At 71.9% G+C, this 18,707-nt stretch carries 18 protein-coding genes; 6 read left to right on the top strand and 12 right to left on the bottom strand.

What is annotated here, in order from left to right; all coding sequences use genetic code 11:
• Nucleotide 1: 1 nt before the first annotated feature.
• Nucleotides 2-1,168 carry a cystathionine gamma-synthase gene (locus JSQ78_RS11705; RefSeq protein ID WP_211447777.1) on the bottom strand — a complete coding sequence of 389 codons (1,167 nt, stop codon included), beginning with the start codon at nucleotides 1,166-1,168 and terminating at the stop codon, nucleotides 2-4.
• A 1-nt stretch (nucleotide 1,169) separates the two neighbouring features.
• Nucleotides 1,170-2,540: a cystathionine beta-synthase gene (locus JSQ78_RS11700; protein ID WP_211447775.1), complete on the bottom strand. Its 1,371-nt coding sequence runs from the start codon at nucleotides 2,538-2,540 to the stop codon at nucleotides 1,170-1,172.
• A 379-nt stretch (nucleotides 2,541-2,919) separates the two neighbouring features.
• Between JSQ78_RS11700 and JSQ78_RS11695 the strand changes: the two genes are divergently transcribed.
• Nucleotides 2,920-3,297: an MGMT family protein gene (locus JSQ78_RS11695; RefSeq protein ID WP_211447773.1), complete on the top strand. Its 378-nt coding sequence runs from the start codon at nucleotides 2,920-2,922 to the stop codon at nucleotides 3,295-3,297.
• Between the two features lie 130 nt (nucleotides 3,298-3,427).
• Here the strand turns inward: JSQ78_RS11695 and JSQ78_RS11690 are convergent, their stop codons facing one another.
• On the bottom strand, nucleotides 3,428-5,281 hold the full coding sequence (locus JSQ78_RS11690) for an ABC transporter ATP-binding protein (RefSeq protein WP_211447771.1): 1,854 nt from the start codon (nucleotides 5,279-5,281) through the stop codon (nucleotides 3,428-3,430).
• Between the two features lie 214 nt (nucleotides 5,282-5,495).
• On the opposite strand from JSQ78_RS11690, the gene JSQ78_RS11685 reads away from it, so the two are divergent.
• Nucleotides 5,496-5,642: a hypothetical protein gene (locus JSQ78_RS11685; RefSeq protein WP_211447769.1), complete on the top strand. Its 147-nt coding sequence runs from the start codon at nucleotides 5,496-5,498 to the stop codon at nucleotides 5,640-5,642.
• 87 nt (nucleotides 5,643-5,729) lie between these two features.
• Here JSQ78_RS11685 and rplL read toward each other — a convergent pair whose 3' ends face one another.
• From rplL to JSQ78_RS11660, 5 genes are all read right to left on the bottom strand, one after another.
• A complete protein-coding gene (gene rplL / locus JSQ78_RS11680; RefSeq protein WP_211447767.1) occupies nucleotides 5,730-6,119 on the bottom strand; it encodes a 50S ribosomal protein L7/L12 in 390 nt (129 codons plus the stop codon).
• A gap of 33 nt (nucleotides 6,120-6,152) precedes the next feature.
• On the bottom strand, nucleotides 6,153-6,671 hold the full coding sequence (rplJ, locus tag JSQ78_RS11675; protein ID WP_021009793.1) for a 50S ribosomal protein L10: 519 nt from the start codon (nucleotides 6,669-6,671) through the stop codon (nucleotides 6,153-6,155).
• A 190-nt stretch (nucleotides 6,672-6,861) separates the two neighbouring features.
• Nucleotides 6,862-8,349: a sensor histidine kinase gene (locus JSQ78_RS11670; RefSeq protein WP_211447765.1), complete on the bottom strand. Its 1,488-nt coding sequence runs from the start codon at nucleotides 8,347-8,349 to the stop codon at nucleotides 6,862-6,864.
• Nucleotides 8,350-8,389: 40 nt separating this feature from the next.
• The gene (locus JSQ78_RS11665) at nucleotides 8,390-9,133 is read right to left on the bottom strand and encodes a response regulator transcription factor (protein ID WP_026372621.1); all 744 of its coding nucleotides are present in this window, start codon (nucleotides 9,131-9,133) and stop codon (nucleotides 8,390-8,392) included.
• Nucleotides 9,134-9,225: 92 nt separating this feature from the next.
• Nucleotides 9,226-10,071, bottom strand: coding sequence for a phosphotransferase enzyme family protein (locus JSQ78_RS11660; protein ID WP_211447764.1), 846 nt, complete (start codon nucleotides 10,069-10,071; stop codon nucleotides 9,226-9,228).
• On the opposite strand from JSQ78_RS11660, the gene JSQ78_RS11655 reads away from it, so the two are divergent.
• Both JSQ78_RS11655 and JSQ78_RS11650 read left to right on the top strand, forming a co-directional pair.
• Nucleotides 10,052-10,648 (top strand): YqaJ viral recombinase family protein, encoded by a 597-nt coding sequence (locus JSQ78_RS11655; protein ID WP_249295669.1) that lies wholly within the window; start codon nucleotides 10,052-10,054, stop codon nucleotides 10,646-10,648. The genes JSQ78_RS11660 and JSQ78_RS11655 overlap by 20 nt on opposite strands.
• A gap of 16 nt (nucleotides 10,649-10,664) precedes the next feature.
• Complete coding sequence (locus JSQ78_RS11650; protein WP_211447762.1) at nucleotides 10,665-11,408, top strand: alpha/beta fold hydrolase; 744 nt, start codon at nucleotides 10,665-10,667, stop codon at nucleotides 11,406-11,408.
• 4 nt (nucleotides 11,409-11,412) lie between these two features.
• On the opposite strand, the gene JSQ78_RS11645 is transcribed toward JSQ78_RS11650, so the two are convergent.
• Nucleotides 11,413-12,135 (bottom strand): DUF998 domain-containing protein, encoded by a 723-nt coding sequence (locus JSQ78_RS11645; protein ID WP_211447760.1) that lies wholly within the window; start codon nucleotides 12,133-12,135, stop codon nucleotides 11,413-11,415.
• Between the two features lie 92 nt (nucleotides 12,136-12,227).
• Here JSQ78_RS11645 and JSQ78_RS11640 point away from each other — a divergent pair, with 92 nt between their 5' ends.
• On the top strand, nucleotides 12,228-13,181 hold the full coding sequence (locus JSQ78_RS11640; protein WP_211447758.1) for an NADP-dependent oxidoreductase: 954 nt from the start codon (nucleotides 12,228-12,230) through the stop codon (nucleotides 13,179-13,181).
• A gap of 37 nt (nucleotides 13,182-13,218) precedes the next feature.
• On the top strand, nucleotides 13,219-14,865 hold the full coding sequence (locus JSQ78_RS11635) for an ABC transporter ATP-binding protein (protein WP_211447756.1): 1,647 nt from the start codon (nucleotides 13,219-13,221) through the stop codon (nucleotides 14,863-14,865).
• Nucleotides 14,866-14,965: 100 nt separating this feature from the next.
• Here JSQ78_RS11635 and JSQ78_RS11630 read toward each other — a convergent pair whose 3' ends face one another.
• The 3 genes from JSQ78_RS11630 to JSQ78_RS11620 all read right to left on the bottom strand — a co-directional run bounded on the left by JSQ78_RS11630 (nucleotide 14,966) and on the right by JSQ78_RS11620 (nucleotide 18,631).
• Nucleotides 14,966-15,886 (bottom strand): ABC transporter permease, encoded by a 921-nt coding sequence (locus tag JSQ78_RS11630; protein ID WP_249296062.1) that lies wholly within the window; start codon nucleotides 15,884-15,886, stop codon nucleotides 14,966-14,968.
• Between the two features lie 14 nt (nucleotides 15,887-15,900).
• Nucleotides 15,901-16,905, bottom strand: a complete 1,005-nt coding sequence (locus JSQ78_RS11625; RefSeq protein WP_211447752.1) for an ABC transporter permease — start codon at nucleotides 16,903-16,905, stop codon at nucleotides 15,901-15,903.
• A gap of 109 nt (nucleotides 16,906-17,014) precedes the next feature.
• A complete protein-coding gene (locus JSQ78_RS11620; RefSeq protein WP_211450625.1) occupies nucleotides 17,015-18,631 on the bottom strand; it encodes an ABC transporter substrate-binding protein in 1,617 nt (538 codons plus the stop codon).
• Nucleotides 18,632-18,707 lie beyond the last annotated feature (76 nt).

Raw genomic sequence — 18,707 nt, 5'->3', positions numbered from 1 at the left:
GCTACGCCAGCTTCCCGAGCGCCTGCTGCAGGTCGGCGACGAGGTCGCCGGCATCCTCGAGGCCGACCGAGAGCCGCAGCAGGTCCTCCGGCACGGCGAGCTCGGTGCCCTTGACGGATGCGTGGGTCATCTCGGAGGGGAAGCAGACGAGCGACTCGATGCCGCCGAGCGACTCGGCGAGCTGGAAGACCCCGGTGTGCCGCACGAGCTCGAGCGCCGCGGCCTTCCCGCCCGCGAGCTGCAGCGACACCATGCCGCCGAAGCCGCGCATCTGCCGCGCCGCGAGCTCGTGCTGCGGGTGATCGGCGAGGCCCGGGTAGTGCACCGCAGTGACGGCCGGGTGGCCGACGAGCGACTCGGCGACCAGCTGCGCGTTCTGGCAGTGCCGCTCGACGCGCACGGCGAGCGTCTTGAGCGAGCGGCTCGTGAGCCACGCGTCGAACGGGCTGTTGACCGCGCCGACCGCGAACTGCTGGAAGCCGATGCGCTCGGCGAGCGACGCATCCGCCGTCACGACCGCGCCGCCGACGAGGTCGGAGTGCCCGCCGATGTACTTCGTCGTCGAGTGCACGACGACGTCGGCGCCGAGCCCGAGCGGCTGCTGCAGGTAGGGCGTCGCGAAGGTGTTGTCGGCGACGACGATCGCGCCGGCGGAGTGACCGAGCTCGGCGAGCCCGGCGATGTCGGCGACCTTCATGAGCGGGTTCGAGGGCGTCTCGACCCACAGGATCTTCGTGTTCCGCCGGAGCCCCGCGCGCACGGCGTCGAGGTCGGATGCGTCGGCGGTGGAGATCTCGACGCCCCAGCGGGAGTGGATCTGCGAGACGAGCCGGTGCGTGCCGCCGTACACGTCGTTGCCCATGAGCACGTGGTCGCCCGGCTGCAGCACGGCGCGCAGGATCGCGTCCTCCGCGGCGAGCCCGGAGCCGAACGCGAACGCGTGCGTGCCGCCCTCGAGGCTCGTGAGCTGCTGCTGCAGCGCGTCGCGCGAGGGGTTGCCGCCGCGCGAGTACTCGTAGCCGTCGCGGAACCCGCCCACGCCGTCCTGCACGAACGTCGAGGTCATGAAGATCGGCGGGATGACGGCGCCCGTGCGCGGGTCGAAGGGCTGGCCGTCGTGGATCGCGCGGGTCGAGAAGCCGTGGGATGCGTGGTGGTCGTTGTTCATGTCAGGCGTCCTTCGCGAGGTGGGCGAGCAGGTCGGTGCGGGTGACGACGCCTGCGGGCTTCGCGGCGTCGAGCACGAGGAGGGCGTCGGCGTCCCGCAGTGCCGCGCGGAGCGCATCCACCGATTCCGTGATGCCGATCTGCGGCATCCGCGGGCCGAGGTGCTCCCCCACGGGGTCGGCGAGGCTCGCGCGCTCGGCGACGACCGCGTCGAGGAGCGCGCGCTCGTCGACGGCGCCCGCGACCTCGCCGAGCACGACGGGCGGCGCCGCGCGGAGCACGGGCAGCTGGTGCACGCCGAGCTCGCGCATCCGCTCGATCGCGGCGCGCACGGTGTCGCTCGGGCGCACGTGCGCGAGGACGGACGGCTCGGCGCCCATGCCGGCGAGCACGTCGCGCACCGTCGGCCCGGTGTCCGCGTCTGCGAAGCCGTGGGACCGCATCCAGGAGTCGGAGTAGAGCTTCTGCAGGTAGCCGCGGCCGGAGTCGGGCAGCAGCACGACGACGACCGCATCGGCGGGGAGCCCGCGCGCGACGCGCAGTGCAGCCGCGACCGCCATGCCGCTCGAGCCGCCGGCGAGGAGGCCCTCCTCGCGGGCCAGTCGGCGGGCCATCGCGAACGACTCGGCGTCGCCGATCGCGATCACCTCGTCGACGACGCTCGGGTCGTAGTTGCCGGGCCACATGTCCTCGCCCACGCCCTCGACGAGGTAGGGGCGGCCGGTGCCGCCGGAGTAGATCGAGCCCTCGGGGTCGGCCCCGATGATGCGGACGGCGCCGTCGGAGGCGCGCTTGAGGAAGCGAGCGGTGCCGGTGATCGTGCCGCCCGTGCCGACGCCGGTGACGAAGTGCGTGACGCGGCCGTCGGTGTCGCGCCAGATCTCGGGGCCGGTGGAGGCCTCGTGCGCGGCCGGCGCGGCGGGGTTGAAGAACTGGTTGGGCTGGAAGGCGCCCTCGATCTCGTCGGTGAGGCGGTTCGCGACGCCGTAGTACGACTCGGGGCTGTCTGGCGCGACCGAGGTCGGCGTCACGACGACCTTTGCGCCGTAGGCGCGCAGCGTCGCGCGCTTGTCCTCGGCGACCTTGTCGGGGCACACGAAGACGCAGCGGTAGCCCTTCTGCTGCGCGACGAGCGCGAGGCCGACGCCGGTGTTGCCGCTCGTCGGCTCGACGATCGTGCCGCCGGGGCGCAGCAGGCCCTTCGCCTCGGCGTCCTCGATCATCGCCTGCGCGATGCGGTCCTTGACCGAGCCGCCGGGGTTCAGGAACTCGACCTTCGCGAGCACGGTCGCGGCGATGCCCTCGGTGACCTTCGAGAGGCGCACGAGCGGGGTGTTCCCGATCGTCTCGAGGACGGACTCGGCGTAGTGCATGTGCTCCTCCAGGTCGGCGCTCCAGCCTAGCGAGCGCGGCCACGGCGGCATGCGGGCGGCCCCGAGCGCAGCGCGGCGGGCGGCCCCTCGAGGGAGCCGCCCGCCGCGGTCGCTCAGCCCTCGGTGAGGGGCGCGAGATCCGGGTTGTCGGCGTACGCCTCCGCCGCGTTCTCCTGCGTGACGATCACCGGCTCGAGCAGGTTCGACGGCACCTCGATCGCGCCGTTGTCCGACGTCGCGGTCGTCTCCGGCTCCTCACCGGCGCCCCCTGGGAGCCGGGGCGGGCTCGCTTCGCCATGCGGCCATCGTGTCCAGCCGCCCGGTTGCTGTCAAGGAATGAAGACAAGTCCTGCCGGGAGCGGTGCGGCAGGATGGCCGCATGGACGCCCGTCGCGAGCTCATCGTCGAGCGGGTGCTGCGCTGCGTCGAGCTCGTGCCGCGCGGCCGCGTCGCCTCCTACGGCGCCATCGCGGCGATCTGCGGCATCGGCCCGCGGCAGGTCGGCTCGATCATGCGGCACTACGGCTCGGGCGTCCCGTGGTGGCGGATCACGAGCCACGCGGGCGACATCGGCGGTGACCACCACGATGCGGCGCGCCCGATCTGGACGGACGAGGGCATCGAGCTCAAGCCGAACGGGCTCGGCTGCCGCTACGCCGACTACGCCGCCGACATGGCCGAGCTCGAGCGGCGCTGGCGGGAGGCGGTCGCAGACCTGCCGGACCCCGACGCGGTCGACCTCGACGCATCCGCCTGACGCGCCCGCGCCGCCGCGCTCCGGCCGCCGCGCTCCGGCCACCCCGCATCAGCGGGTGCGCTCCCGCCACGGGGGTGCGGGAATGCCGCCACCCGGCGCGCAGGTGCGCACCTGTCGCGCGCGACGTCCCCTACGCGTGCGTCGACTGCTGGGCGAAGAGCGTCGCGTAGGTGCCGTCCGCCGCGAGCAGCGCCTCGTGCGTGCCGCGCTCGACGATGCGGCCGCGATCGATGACGAAGATGACGTCGGCGTGCCGGATGGTCGAGAGCCGGTGGGCGATCGCGAGCGTCGTGCGGCCGCGCGCGGCCTCGTCGAGCGCCGCTTGCACGACGCGCTCCGAGACGGTGTCGAGCGCGCTCGTCGCCTCGTCGAGCACGAGCACCGCCGGGTCCTTGAGCAGCACGCGCGCGATGGCGATGCGCTGCTTCTCGCCGCCCGAGAGCCGGTAGCCGCGCTCGCCGACGATCGTGTCGTAGCCGTCGGGGAAGCGGTGGATCGTGTCGTAGATGCTCGCCGCGCGCGTCGCGGCGTCGAGCTCCTCCTCGGTCGCGTCGGGTTTGGCGTAGCGGAGGTTCTCGGCGATGGATGCGTGGAAGAGGTAGGGCTCCTGGCTCACGATGCCGATGTTGTCGGTGAGCACCGCCGGGTCGATCTCGCGCACGTCGGTGCCGGCGAAGCGCACCGCTCCCCCGGTGACTTCGTGGAGCCGGGGCAGCAGGTAGCCGATCGTCGTCTTGCCCGCGCCCGATGGCCCGACGAACGCGGCGAACGTGCCGGGCTCGAGCGTGAACGAGATGCCGTCGAGCGTGTTCGGCTCATCCGCCTTCGCGTCGGGGTAGCGGAAGCGCACGTCGTCGAACTGCACCTCGCCGAGCCGCGCGGGCTCGATCGGCTTGGGCGTCGCGGGCGGCGTGATCGCCGGCTGCAGGTCGAGGTACTCGAAGATGCGGGCGAAGAGCGCGCCAGAGGTCTGCAGGTCGAGGCCGACGCGCAGCAGGCCCATGAGCGGCATGAGCAGTCGCGCCTGCACGGTCGTGAACGCGACGAGCGTGCCGGCGGTGATGCCGGTGTCGCCCCCGACGATGAGGTAGCCGGCGAGCACGTAGACGACCGCGGGCAGCACCGAGATGAAGATCGACACGAGTGCGAAGAACGTCTGGCCGCTCATCGTCAGGCGCACCTGCAGCCCGACCTGCCGGTCGTTCTCGTCCTGGTAGCGGCGCGACTCGTCGCGCTGGCGGCCGAACGCCTTCGCGAGCAGGATGCCCGAGACCGACAGCGCCTCCTGCGTGATCGCGGTCATCTCGCTCAGCGACTCCTGCGTCTGCGTCGCGATGCGCGCGCGCACCTGCCCGACGCGGCGCTGCAGCAGCACGAGCACCGGAGTGAGCAGCACCGCCATGATCGTCAGCTGCCACGACAGGATGAGCATCGTCACGAGGCTCGCGATGACGGTGACGGTGTTGCCGACGACCGACGAGACGGTGTTGGAGAGCACGCTCGCGACGCCGCCGACGTCGTTCTGCAGCCGCGACTGGATGACGCCCGTCTTCGTGCGCGTGAAGAACGCGAGCTCCATGCTCTGCAGCTTGTCGAACAGCGACACCCGCAGCTGCCCCATCACCCGGTTGCCGACCTTCGAGGTGATGAGCGTCTGCCAGATGCCGAGCAGGCTCGACGAGACCCACAGCGCCACCATGATGCCGACGAGGATCCACAGCAGCCGCAGGTCGGGCCCCGAGCCGTCGAGGGGGAAGAGCGCCTCGTCGAAGACGCGCTGCGTCAGCAGCGGCGGGAACACCGCGATCGTGGCGACGACGAGCACGAGCACGATCGTCAGCACGATCTGCGCGCGGTGGGGCTCGAAGAGGGCGAGGATGCGTCGGCCGAGGTTCGGCACGCGGGGCGCGTCCGCGTTCGCGGCGCGCTGGGCGGCCTCGTCGCGCATCGCCACGCGACCCCCGCCGCCCCGCATCATGGTCATGCCTCCACGCTATCGGCGCTCGCTGACGGCTCCGCCCGCGAGCCCATCGGTGTGCGATGCTCGCAGGCGACGACGAGGAGGTGGTGGCCGTGAGCGTCGATGAGCCCTTCGCGATGCCGCGGAGCTGCGTGCGATCACGCTCCGAGCGGGTGCGCACGCCGAGCGTGACCCGCGGCTCGCGTCGATCCGGCTTGCATGGACCGACTTCCCGGGCGTGACCGCCGAGCTCGGCGGAGACGTGCCCGAGGCGGCGCCCGTCTCCGGCTGCGACGCGTGCGACGAGGACGTCGTCGCGGTGGCCGAGTCATGGACCGACGCCGTGCGGCGGGCTGTCGCGGACTGGCCACGACCCGAGCGCTGACGCCCGCCCGCTCGCGAAGCGCATCCCCACGCACGACGAAGGGCCGCACCCTCTCGGATGCGGCCCTTCGTGCTGGAGCGGGGAACGCTACTTGAGCGTCACCGTCGCGCCGGCCTCCTCGAGGTCGGCCTTCGCCTTCTCGGCGTCCTCCTTCTTCGCGCCCTCGAGCACGTTGGCGGGAGCACCGTCGACGAGCGCCTTGGCCTCGCCGAGGCCGAGCGACGTGAGCGCACGGACGACCTTGATGACCTGGATCTTGGCCGAGCCGGCAGCCTCGAGGACGACGTCGAAGGAATCCTTCTCCTCGGCCTCCTCCTCGGCGCCAGCGCCACCCGCGGCGGGGGCCGCGGCGACCGCGACCGGAGCCGCAGCGGTGACCTCGAAGGTCTCCTCGAAGGCCTTCACGAACTCGCTGAGCTCGATGAGGGTGAGCTCCTTGAACTGCTCGAGCAGCTCGTCAGTCGACAGCTTTGCCATCGTCTTCTCCTTGTTTCTGGAACTGACCGGGCCTTACTCGGCCGCGGACTCCTGCTTGACCCGCAGCGCGTCGACCGCGCGAGCGGCCTGGGCGAGCGGGGCGTTGAACATGTACGCAGCGCCGAACAGCGAGGCCTTGAAGGCACCGGCCAGCTTGGCCAGCAGCACCTCCCGCGACTCGAGATCGGCGAGCTTGTTGACGTCGTCGGTCGAGAGCGGGTTCCCGTCGAAGAAACCGTTCTTGACCACGAGCGCCGGGTTCGCCTTGGCGAAGGCACGCAGCTCCTTCGCGACGGCGACAGGGTCGCCGTGCACGAATGCGATCGCCGACGGGCCGACGAGCGAGTCGTCGAACGCGTCGATGCCAGCCTTGTTGGCAGCGATCTTGGTGAGCGTGTTCTTCACCACGGCGTACGTCGCGTGCTCACTGATCGATCGGCGCAGCGTCTTCAGCTGGCCGACGGTGAGACCGCGGTACTCGGTCAGCAGAACGGCGTTCGAGGTCTCGAAGAGGTTCGAGAGCTCGGCGACCGCAGCTTCCTTGTTCGCCATGGTGCTCCTTGCGTCATTGCTGGCTGCCCTGGCCCGAACATGAAAGTGAGCTCCGGCGCACGCGCACGGAGCTCGGTCCTCGACGGGACTTCACACCTGCGCGGGACGACGCTCCTCGAGCGAGCCTTCGGTTGCCGCACACCCTTGCGGGCACGCGCCAACGACCAGCGGTCTTTGGTATGGGATCAGACTACGGCACGACGGATGCGTCGCGCAAGCCCGCCGCGTCAGCCGCCTCCATGAGCGGCAGCCGCACCGTGAACGCCGTGCGGCCCGGCCGGCTCTCGAGCGCGATCGAGCCCTGGTGCGCGTCGACGAGGGCTTGCACGATCGCGAGCCCGAGCCCCGACGAGCCGGTCTCGCGCGACCGCGACCGGTCGCCGCGCGCGAAGCGCTCGAAGACCGTGCGCTGCTGCTCCTCGGGGATGCCGGGGCCGGCGTCGACGATCTCAATCACCGCCTCCCCCGGCTCGGTGCGCAGCGTGACGTCGATCGCGGTGCCGTCGGGCGTGTGGACCCGCGCGTTCGCGAGCAGGTTCGCCACCACTTGCTGCAGCCGCAGCGCATCGCCCGTGACCGCGACGGGCTCGTCGGGGAGCATGAGGGAGATCGGATGCGCGGGGCCGGCCGCCTGCGCATCGGCGACGGCCTCGACGACGAGCAGCGACAGGTCGACCTCGGCGCGCTGCAGCTCGCGGCCCTCGTCGAGCCGCGCGAGCAGCAGCAGGTCGTCGACGAGCGCCTGCATGCGGCGCGCGGCCGCCTCGATGCGCTCGAGCGACTCCTTGCTGTCGGGCCGCAGCTCGCCGTCGTGCTTGCGCGTGATCTCGGCGTAGCCCCGCACGGCCGCGAGCGGCGTGCGCAGCTCGTGCGACGCATCCGCGACGAACTGCCGCACGCGCCGCTCGCTGAGCGCCCGCGCGTCGAAGGCCTCCTGGATGTGCGCGAGCATCCGGTTCATCGACTCCTGCACGCGGTCGACCTCGGAAGCCGGGTCGTCGATGTGCACGCGGTTCGTCAGCTGCGCGTCGCCCGAGGCGAGCGGCAGCTGCGAGATGCGCTCGGCGGTCGAGATGACGGCCGTGAGCGGACGCAGCGCGCGCCGGATGATCGAGTCGGCGAGCACGAGCACGATCGCGAGCGCGGCGGCGGCCGCGACAGCGATGACGAACGCGAGCGCCGCGAGGGTCTGGTTCGCCTCCGCCATCGACAGTCCGACGATGACGCGCACCTGCCCGACCTGGGTCGCGACCGTGCGGTAGGAGCCGTAGCTCGGCAGGCTCGCGCTCGTGACGACGTCCGTCTCCGCCCCGAGCACCACGCGCTGATCGCGCTCCGAGAGCGCGAAGCGCTGCCCGAGCCGGTTCATGATGAAGTTGTCGCCGAGCTCGCCAGACTGCTCCTCGATCGCGAGCAGGGCCCCGGTGGGCGTCGCGCTCGGGTCGACCGTCGGCCGCTCGCCGGTCGAGAGCGCGCGGGCGACGGACACGCTCGTGCGCTCCGAGAACTCGCGCAGCTGCTCGTCGATGCGCGTCTCGAGCACGACGCGCATCGTCATGACGCTCGCGATCGCGACCGCGGCCGTGAGCAGCGCGAAGAGCGCGACGACCACGACCAGCAGCCGCCGTCGCAGCGACCACGACGACGGGTTCTGGATGCGTCTGCCCAGCTGAGCCACGGACGCGGGCGCCGACTGGCTCACCTCGAGCAGGCCTCCGTCACTCGGCCGCGCGCAGCTGGTAGCCGACGCCGCGCACCGTGTGGATCATGGGCGGGCCGAGGGTGTCGATCTTCTTGCGGAGGTAGGAGATGTAGAGCTCGACGACGCTCGCGCGGCCGCCGAAGTCGTACGACCACACGCGGTCGAGGATCTGCGCCTTCGAGAGCACGCGGCGCGGGTTGCGCATGAGGTAGCGCAGCAGCTCGAACTCGGTCGCGGTGAGGTCGATCTGCTTGCCGCCGCGGCGCACCTCGTAGGAGTCCTCGTCCATCATGAGGTCGCCGACCCAGAGCACGCTCGACTCCTCGGCGGCCGTCGCGGTGCGGCGGATGAGGCCGCGGAGGCGCGCGACGACCTCCTCGAGGCCGAAGGGCTTCGTCACGTAGTCGTCGCCGCCGGCGGTGAGCCCCGCGACGCGGTCGTCGAGCGAGTCCTTCGCGGTGAGGAAGAGCACGGGCACGTCGAAGCCCGCCGAGCGCAGGCGCTGGAGCACGGTGAGCCCGTCGATGTCGGGGAGCATGATGTCGAGCACGACGGCGTCGGGGCGGAACTCGCGCACCGCTTGCAGGGCCTGCTGGCCGTTGGCGGCGGTCTTGACGTCCCAGCCCTCGTACTTGAGGCCCATCGCGACGAGGTCGGCGAGGCTCTGCTCGTCGTCGACGACCACGATGCGGATGGGCGAGCCGTCCTGGCGGGTGAGGCGGGGCTGCGCCCGCAGCTTCTGCTGAGCGGTGTCGGTCATGCCAACCATTGCGCCACATCCCCCTGTGCATCGGTGCCTCATAGGCTATGCGGTCCCTGTGCGTCGCCTTTCCCCACCGAGCGTCTGCGCGCTCATGCGAGCGCGCACGTGAAGGTGCCGGTGCGCAGCCAGTGCTCGAGCCGCGCCGCCGCCGTGTGCGCGTAGCGCTCCGCCTCGGCTCGCCAACCCGCTGTCGTCGTGATGAGCAGCGCGTTCGCGAGCAGCAGCTGGCGTGCCGCCACGAGCGCCTCGAGATCGGCATGCGCGACCGGAGGCACGGGAGCGACCTGCGCGTAGCTGTCGCGGAGCGCCGCCTCCAGCGCAGGGTCCTCGCCGCGCAGGTAGTAGGTCGAGATCGCCAGGCCGAGCACGGGCAGGCCGATGCCCGCGTCATCGAAGTCGAACACCGCGAGGCTGCCGTCGTGCCACTTGAGGTTGCCGCCGTGCAGGTCGGCGTGGAGGGCTCGCAACGACGCGCCCTCGTGCAGGCGCGCGAATGCCTCGCCCGTCCGCTCGCGGGCCTCAGCGAGCACGGCACGCTCCTGCGGCCGCAGGTCCGGGGCGGAATCCAGCGCGTCCTCATCGCCGAAGAGCGGCTCGGTGAGCGGCGGGAGCGCGCCGTCGCGCGGCGGTTGCCACGTCTCGGCGTGCAGGTGCAGCGTCGCCATGGTGCGGCCGAGCGCACGCGCCGACGCGGGCTCGAGCGGCTCGGCGTCCCGGCCGTCGAGCCAGGATGCGGCGGTGACGAGCAGCGACCGTCCGACCGCGGGCGCGTCCACCTCGACGCACCACCGCCCATCCGGCGCGCGCACCGGCTCGGGGACGCAGACGTCGGTCTCCGCCGCGATCGCGGCGATCCACGCCTGCTCGCCAGCGAGCCGGGCATCCGGAGCGGTCCGCGCGTGGGACGATGGAGAGGTGGATCTGCAGCTCGACATCTTCGGCGACGAGGCCCGCCTCGCGTCGCACACGAGCCGCATCCTCGCCTACTCGAGCGACCGCATCGCGTGGCTCCGCGCGCGCTCGGGCGGCGTGACCGCGACCGACGCGGCGCGGCTCAGCACGCAGCGCTCGATCACCGCCGTCGCACGCGAGAAGACGAGCCTGCGCGGCTTCAGCGGCAACGCGTTCACCGATCACGGCCGCGCGCGCGAGCCCCACATCGCGCGCTGGGTGCACGACCACTTCTCGCTGCTGCCCTCGGATGCGCTCTTCCACGCCGCGCCGGATCGCCGCCACCTCGCGACGCCCGACTGCGTGAGCGACGACGGCGCGGTGCTCGCCGAGATCAAGACGACCTCGCGGCCGTTCGAGAAGATCCCGAGGAGCTACTTGCGGCAGATCTGGTGGCAGCAGTACGTGCTCGGCGCCGACCGCACGCTGTTCGTGTGGGAGCACCACGTCGACTTCGTGCCCGTCGGGCCGCCCCGGCACCAGTGGGTCGAGCGCGACGAGGACGAGATCGCGATGCTCGTCGATCGCGCCGACCAGCTGCTGCAGCTGCTGGCGCGCTGATGCTGCTCGCGCGCTGATGCTCCTCGCCATCCACGGGCTCGGGTCGGACTCGAGCGCGATGCGCGACTACCTCGGGGGCGCCGTGCCGCCGGGCGTGCGCGTGCTGGCACCCGACCTGCGGGCGCACGGCGCGAATCCGCTCATCGGCGAGCCGGCCGACTTCGCGCTCGAAGCGCTCGCCGCTGAGGTGGGCGACGAGCTCGTCCGCTTCGGCGACGGCTCGCCGGTGACGATCGTGGGCGTCTCGCTCGGCGCGGCACTCGCGGCGATGATCGCCCGCTCCGGCCGCTTCCCGCTCGACCGGGTCGCGCTCGTGCGGCCTGCGTTCACGCACGAGCCGCTGCCCGCGAACCTCGCCATCTTCCCCGTCATCGGCCGACTGCTCGAGTCGCACCGGCCGCGGCGAGCGCTCGCCGAGCTGCACCGCGCCGGTGCGTGGCGCGCGATCGCGCTCGAGTCGCTCGCGCACGCGCGGGGGCTCGAGGCGCAGCTCACCCAGCCGCGCGCCGCCGAGCGACGGATCCGCCTGCTCGAGATCCCGCGGAACGCCGCCTACCGCCCCGGTGAGCTGCGCATCCCGGCCCCCACGGTCGTGCTCGCGAGCGAGCGCGACCCCGTGCATCCGCTGCACGTCGCCGAGGCGTGGCGCGACGAGCTCGGCACCCGGATGCTCGTCTCTCCCGCGCGCGACGACGGCGAGGCCGCGATGCACGCGTGGTTCCGCGAGCAGCTCGGGAGCTTCCTCGTCGGCATCCGCTGACGGCTCAGTCGCGCGCGAGCTCGCCGCCGAGCCGCAGCGCCGCGGCACCGGCCGGCACGGCACCGCCGGCCCTCCGCACGGGCGGCGCCGACGCATCCGCCCTGTTCACGGGCACGGAGTGCACGACCGCCACCGCGATGAGCCAGAGCACGCCGATGCCCGCGGCGACGAACTCGAGCGTCGAGCCGACGTCGGTGTTGCCGCCCGTGAGCGAGAGCAGGCCGCCGGTCGCGGCGATGATGCCGACGGCGAGGCCGCCGACGATCGAGAGCCGCGCGACCCAGCGATCGTCGGCGGTCGCGAACTGCAGCATCGCGGTGCAGCCCGCCGCGAAGGCGAGCACGGCGGCGACGATGTGCGCCCAGTCGCGCAGCTCGGCCTCGGGCCCGAGGAGCGTCGGGCAGCCCGGCGAGCACGGCACGGCGGCCGCGAAGCCGAACAGCGCCCCCGCCACGACGAGGGAGGCGGCGGGCGCCCAGCGGCGCAGCACCGGGAGCCGCGTGCGCACGTCGCGCACGACGACCGCGACGAGCAGGATGCCGGCCACGACGAGCCCGAAGCCGATCTGGAACTGCCCGGCGGAGTGCATGTACTGGGCGCCGAGCTCGGAGATGTAGAGGAACCGCTCGTACATCGCGCGGGCGTCGCCGATCACGACCGCGCCCGCGACGAGGCTCGCGACGGCGAGCATCGCGACGACGGCGTCCAGGCGGCGGTGCGGCGGCACGGTCCCGACTGTAGCGCCGTCACCCGACGTCATCCGGACATCCGCTCGTCACACGGGTGGAGTACCGTCGAGGCGACCTGGAGGGGGCAGTCATGCGAGCAGTGCTGGTGCGGGAGTTCGGCCCGACCGACGGCGTGGAGATCGGCGAGGTGGATGCGCCGCGGGGGCTGGGCACCGAGGTGATCGTCGACGTGCACGCCGCGGGCATGAACCCGATCGACTTCAAGACCGTGCTCGGCAAGGGCGCGGCGAAGGCGGTCGAGCCGCTGCTGCCGTGGGTGCCGGGCGGCGACGTCGCCGGCACCGTCGCCGAGGCGCCCTACGAGGCGCACGACCTACAGCCGGGCGACGCCGTCTACGGCATCGCGAACCACTGGCGCACGCGCGGCACCTACGCCGAGCAGGTCGTCGTGCCGAGCCTCGCGCTCGCGCCGAAGCCCGAGTCGCTCAGCTTCGAGGAGGCCGCGGCGGTGCCGTGCGCGGCGCTCACCGCGTGGGACGCGGTCGTGCGCATCGCGAAGGCGCGCGCCGGGCAGCGCATCCTCATCCACGCCGGCGCGGGCGGCGTCGGCCACTTCGCCGTGCAGTTCGCGAAGTACTTCGGCGCGACCGTCGCGACGACCGTCTCGACGCGCAACGTCGACTTCGCGCGCTCGCTCGGCGCCGACGAGGTCGTCGACTACACGCAGGCCAGGTTCGAGGACGCGCTGCAGAAGGTCGACGTCGTCGTCGACCTCATCGGCAACGTCGCCGACGACACCGGCACGCGCTCGCTCGACGTGCTCAAGCACGGCGGCCTCTACCTCAACGTGCCCACCGGCTCGTGGCCCGAGTACGCCTCCGCGGCCGCCGAGCGGGGCCTGCGCGCCTCGGCGGTCAAGGTCGAGTCCGACGGCTCCAACCTCGGCATCATCGGACGCCTCATCGACGCGGGCGACGTGCGCGTCGAGGTGCAGCACGCCTACCCCCTCGAGCGCGTGCGCGAGGCGTTCGCCGAGCTGCAGGGCGGCCACGTGCGCGGCAAGCTCGTGCTCACGGTGCGCTGATCCGCCGAACCGGCCCTCGACGGTGCAAGATGGTCGGATGAGCGACGCGAAGAAGCCGCTGCTGGAGGTCTCGGGCCTCAAGGTAGAGTTCACGACCCAGGACGGCACGGTCACGGCCGTGCACGAGGCGAGCCTGTCGCTCGCGGCGGGCGAGACGCTCGCGATCGTCGGCGAGTCGGGCTCCGGCAAGTCGACGACCGCGATGGCGATCATCGGCCTGCTGCAGGGCAACGGCCGCGTGAGCGCCGGCAGCATCAAGCTCGACGGCGAGGAGCTCGTGGGCGCGAGCGAGTCGACGATGCGCAGCATCCGCGGCCGTCGCATCGGCCTCGTGCCGCAGGATCCGATGTCGAACCTCAACCCGGTCGCCCGCATCGGCTCGCAGGTCGCCGAGACGCTGCTCGCGCACGGCCTCGCCGATCGCAAGGACGTCGACCGGAAGGTCGTCGAGACGCTCGAGGCCGCGGGGCTCCCCGATGCCGCCGAGCGCGCGAAGTCCTACCCGCACGAATTCTCGGGCGGCATGCGCCAGCGCGCGCTCATCGCGATCGGCCTCGCGTGCCGGCCGGCGTTGCTCATCGCCGACGAGCCCACGAGCGCCCTCGACGTCACGGTGCAGCGCACGATCCTCGACCAGATCGGCCAGATGACGCAGGAGCTCGGCACCGCCGTGCTGCTCATCACGCACGACCTCGGCCTCGCGGCGGAGCGCGCGCAGCGCGTCGTCGTCATGCACCGCGGACGCGTCGTCGAGCAGGGCCCCGCGCGGCAGATCCTCGAGTCGCCCCAGCACCCCTACACGCAGTCGCTCGTCAAGGCGGCGCCGTCGGTCGCGATGGCGCGCCTGCGCCCCGAGGACCTCATCGCGCACGGCGCGGCGGATGCGTCGGGCACGCCCGACGTCATCGTCGAGTTCGAGAACGTGACGAAGGAGTTCCACGTGCGCGGCCGGCGCGAGCCGTTCAAGGCCGTCGACGACGTGTCGCTCTCGGTGCCGCGCGGCAAGACCGTCTCGATCGTCGGCGAGTCCGGCTCGGGCAAGACGACGACCGCGCGGATGCTGCTGAAGGCCTTCGAGCCGACGAGCGGCACGATCCGCTTCGAGGGCAAGGACGTCTTCGCGCTCTCGCGCGAGGAGCAGAAGCAGTTCCGGCAGCGCGTGCAGCCGGTCTTCCAGGACCCGTACTCGTCGCTCAACCCGATGTTCACGATCGAGCGGATCATCGAGGAGCCGCTGTCGTTCTACGGCAAGGGCTCGAAGCGCGAGCGGGAGCAGCGCGTGCGCGAGCTGCTCGACCAGGTGTCGCTGCCGACCGACATGGCGCGCCGCTACCCCTCGGAGCTCTCGGGCGGCCAGCGGCAGCGCGTCGCGATCGCGCGAGCCCTCGCCCTCTCCCCCGACGTGATCGTCTGCGACGAGCCGGTCTCGGCGCTCGACGTGCTCGTGCAGGACCAGATCCTGCGGCTGCTCGGCGACCTGCAGCGGGAGCTCGGCCTCAGCTACCTCTTCATCTCGCACGACCTCGCCGTCGTGCGGCTCATCAGCGACTACGTCGCCGTCATGCAGAACGGCAGGCTCGTCGAGGCCGCGACGAGCGAGGAGATCTTCACGAACCCGCGCGACCCGTACACGCGGAAGCTGCTCGCCTCGATCCCGGGCAACGAGCTGAAGATCGCGAGCTGACGCTCCGCCCCCGCTCCGTCGAACTTCCCCGAACCGCGGGGATCCGGGCGTGGAACCGAGCGTTCGGGGAAGTTCGACGTTCGAGGAGCGGGCGGCGCGCTCAGCGCTTGCGCGTGCGGGGGTCCATCGCCTCGCGCAGCGCCTCGCCGAGCAGCGTGAAGCCGAGCGCCGTGATCATGATGCAGATGCCCGGGAGGAACGCGAGCTGCGGGGCGATCGCGAGCTCCGCTTGCGCATACGTGAGCATGCGGCCCCACTCCGCCGTCTCCGGGCGCCCGCCGCCGAGGCCGAGGAACGACAGCGCGGCCGCGTCGATGACGGCCGTCGCGAGCGTGAGCGTCGCCTGCACGATGACCGGCCCGACCGAGTTCGGCAGCAGGTGCGACATCGTGATGCGGCCCGTGCCGAGACCGAGCGTGCGCGCCGCGAGCACGTAGTCCGACTCGCGCTGCTGCAGCATCGACGAGCGCAGCAGGCGCGCGAAGATCGGGATCTGCGCGACGCCGATGGCGATCATGACCGCGAGCGGCGTGCGGCCGAGGATGGCCGCGATCGAGACCGCGAGCAGGAGGTGCGGCACCGAGAGCAGGATGTCGACGAACCGCATGATGATGGTGTCGACCCATCCGCCGAACGCGCCCGCGATCGCGCCGAGCACCATGCCGCCCAGCAGCCCGAAGAACGTCGAGACGACGCCGATGATGAGCGACGCCTGTGCGCCCCAGATGAGCTTCGAGACGACATCGCCGCCGAAGCGGTCGATGCCGAGCGGGAACTCCGGGATCTCGCCGATGCCGGGCAGCGACGTCGGCCGCAGGTACTCGCGGCCGGGGGTCGCGAGTTCCGGGTAGGGCGCGAGCAGCGGTGCGAGCACCGCGACGAGGATGAACGCCGCAACGACGACCGCGCCGACCCACGCGGCGGGGTTCTTGCGGACGCGGCGGAGGACGTCGCCCCAGAAGCTGCCGCTGCGGCGTGCGTGCGTCTGGTCGCCGCCCTCCGGCGTGGGGAGGGTCGGGATGGCTTCTGCGGCGCTCACTGGATCCTCACCCTCGGGTCGATGAACGAGTAGGAGATGTCGACGAGCAGGTTGATGATCGCGTAGGAGAAGGCGATGAAGAGCACGAAGCCCTGCAGCACCGGGAAGTCGCGCGCGAAGATCGCGCCGGCGAGGAACGCGCCGATGCCCGGGAAGGCGAACACCGTCTCGGTGAGCACCGCCCCCGAGATGAGCAGGCCCGCCTGCAGGCCGATCGTCGTGACGACGGGGAGCATGGCGTTCCGCAGCACGAAGCGGTTGCGGATCGTCGACTGCGCGATGCCCTTCGCGCGGCCCGTGCGCACGTAGTCGGCGTTGACGACCTCGAGCACGGAGGCGCGCGTGATGCGCACGATGATCGCGAGCGGGATCGTCGCGAGCGCGACGGCGGGCAGCAGCAGGTGCACGATCGCGTTGAGGGATGCGTCGAGCTCACCCGTGAGGAGCCCGTCGAGCACGTAGAAGCCCGTCACGTGCGTCGCATCCACTCCCCTGTCCTGGCGGCCGGTCGAGGGCAGCCAGCCGAGCTGGACGGCGAAGATCCACTTGAGGATGAACGCGAGGAAGAACACCGGGATCGTGATGCCGACGAGGCTGCCGGCGACCGAGACGTGGTCGATGAGGCGGCCGTGGTGGCGAGCGGCCCAGTAGCCGAGCGGGATGCCGATGCCGACCGCGATGATGAGCGCCATGATGGCGAGCTCGACCGTGGCGGGGAACCGGTTCGCGAACTCCTCGAGCACCGGCCGGCGCGTCTCGATCGAGTTGCCGAAGTCGCCCTGCAGCAGTCGCCCGAGCCAGGTGATGTACTGCTCGGGCAGCGGCCGGTTGAAGCCGTAGGCCTCGTTGATGCGCTCGATCGCCTCGGGCGTCGCGCGCTCGCCGAGCAGCGCGGCCGCGGGGCCGCCGGGCAGCGCTCGCACCCAGAAGAACAGCAGCACGGTCAGGCCGAACAGGGTCGGGATCAGCAGCAGCAGTCGCTTGCCGATGGTTCTCAGCACGTGGAGGTCTCCTGGTCGTCCGTCGTGGCGGGGCGGCGCGGGTGGGCCGTTCGTGCCGGATGCCGCGGGCCGGTGAGGGCCCGCGGCATCCGGGGTGGACCGATCGAGGCTACTCGCTCAGCTCGATCATGTTGAACACCTCGTCGTTGACGGGGCTGGCCGGGTAGGAGGTCACGCGCTCTGCGAACGCGAGCGACGGCGCCGGGTGCGCGAGCGGGACGCCCGGCACGAACTGCGCGATCTGCTCGTTGATCTCCTGGTACGCCTCGGTCGCGTCCTCCGGCTGCGGGATCTGCCGCGCCTCGGTCAGCGCGCCGAACAGCTCGGCGTTCTCGAAGCCCCACTCGTTGGAGTAGCCGTTGAAGAAGACGCCGACGAAGTTGTCGGTGTCGTTGTAGTCACCGGTCCAGCCGAGCAGGTGGATGCCGTGGTCGGCCGTGCCGCGCATGCGGTCGAGGTAGTCCGTCCACTCGTCGGCGACGGGCTCGACCGTGATGCCGACCGCCTCGAGCTGCGACGACAGCGCCGTGAAGATCTGCTCGGGGTTGGGCATGTACGGGCGCGAGACGTTGACCGGGTAGTTGAACTGGAGCGTCATGCCATCGGCGAAGCCGGCCTCCGCGAGCAGCTCCTGCGCACGCGCCGGGTCGTACTCGTAGTCGGTGACGTCCTCGTTGTAGCCGTTGACGACCGGCGGGATGAACTGCGACGCGACCTCGGTGCCCTCGGGGAGCACCTGCGTCACGAGCGCCTCGCGGTCGATCGCGTGGGCGATCGCCTGGCGCACCCGGACGTCCTGCAGCTCGGGGATCTGCTGGTTGAAGCCGAGGTAGAGGACCGTGAACGGGTCGCGCTGCATGACGTTGAAGCCCGCCTCCTCGAGCGCCGCCGTGTCGGCGGGCGCGACGAGGTCGTAGCCGTCGATGTCGCCCGACTCGAGCGCCTGGCGGCGAGCGGTCGGGTCGTCGATCACGCGGAAGACGATCTCCTGCACCTGTCCCTGCTCACCCCAGTAGTCGGGGTTCGCCTGCAGGACGACCTCGCTGCCGGGCGACCAGGAGTCGAAGACGAACGGGCCGGTGCCGGTCGGGTGGGCCTCGCCGTACTCGCTGTACTCGGGCGCCTCCTCGGAGCCGCCGACCTCGTCGGCGCCGTACTCCTCGAGGGCCGTCGGGCTCTGCATCGCGAACGCGGGCAGCGAGAGCGAGGCGATGAAGCCCGAGAACGGGCGCGTGAGGTTGACGGTGGCCGTCATGTCGTCGTCGGCCGAGCACGACTCGTAGAGCGCGTTCTCGTCGCCGGCGAACCCGCCGTAGAGCGAGCCGTAGTAGTACGAGAGGCTCTCGGTCGCCGTGAGGCCGGTCCAGTTGTACCAGCGGTCGAAGTTGGCGCAGACGGCCTCGGCGTTGAACTCGGTGCCGTCGTGGAAGGTCACGCCCTCCTGCAGCTGGAACGTGTAGGAGGTGCCCGACTCGTCGGACTCCCACTCGGTCGCGAGCAGCGGCGCCGGGTCGGCGGTGCCGGGCTCGACCCCGACGAGGCCCTCGAAGATGTTGCGGGAGATGCGGAACGTCTCGCCGTCGGAGGCGAAGGCCGGGTCGAGGCCTGACGGGTCGGACGAGGCGCCGAAGATGAACGTCGAGTTGACGTCGCTCTCGGGGGCAGCGCTGTCGTCGGTGCCGGCGTCGCGCTGCGACTGCACGCAGCCGGTGAGCGCGAGCGTCATCGCCGCGCCACCCGCGAGGCCTGCGAGGAGGCGCCGCTTAGCGGATCGATTCACGATCTTGGACCTTTCGTGGGAG

This window comes from Agrococcus sp. Marseille-Q4369 (assembly GCF_018308945.1).
Taxonomy (GTDB): Bacteria; Actinomycetota; Actinomycetes; order Actinomycetales; family Microbacteriaceae; genus Agrococcus.
The sequence above is the reverse complement of the archived record's forward strand: the minus strand, read 5'-3'. Positions and strand labels throughout refer to the sequence as shown.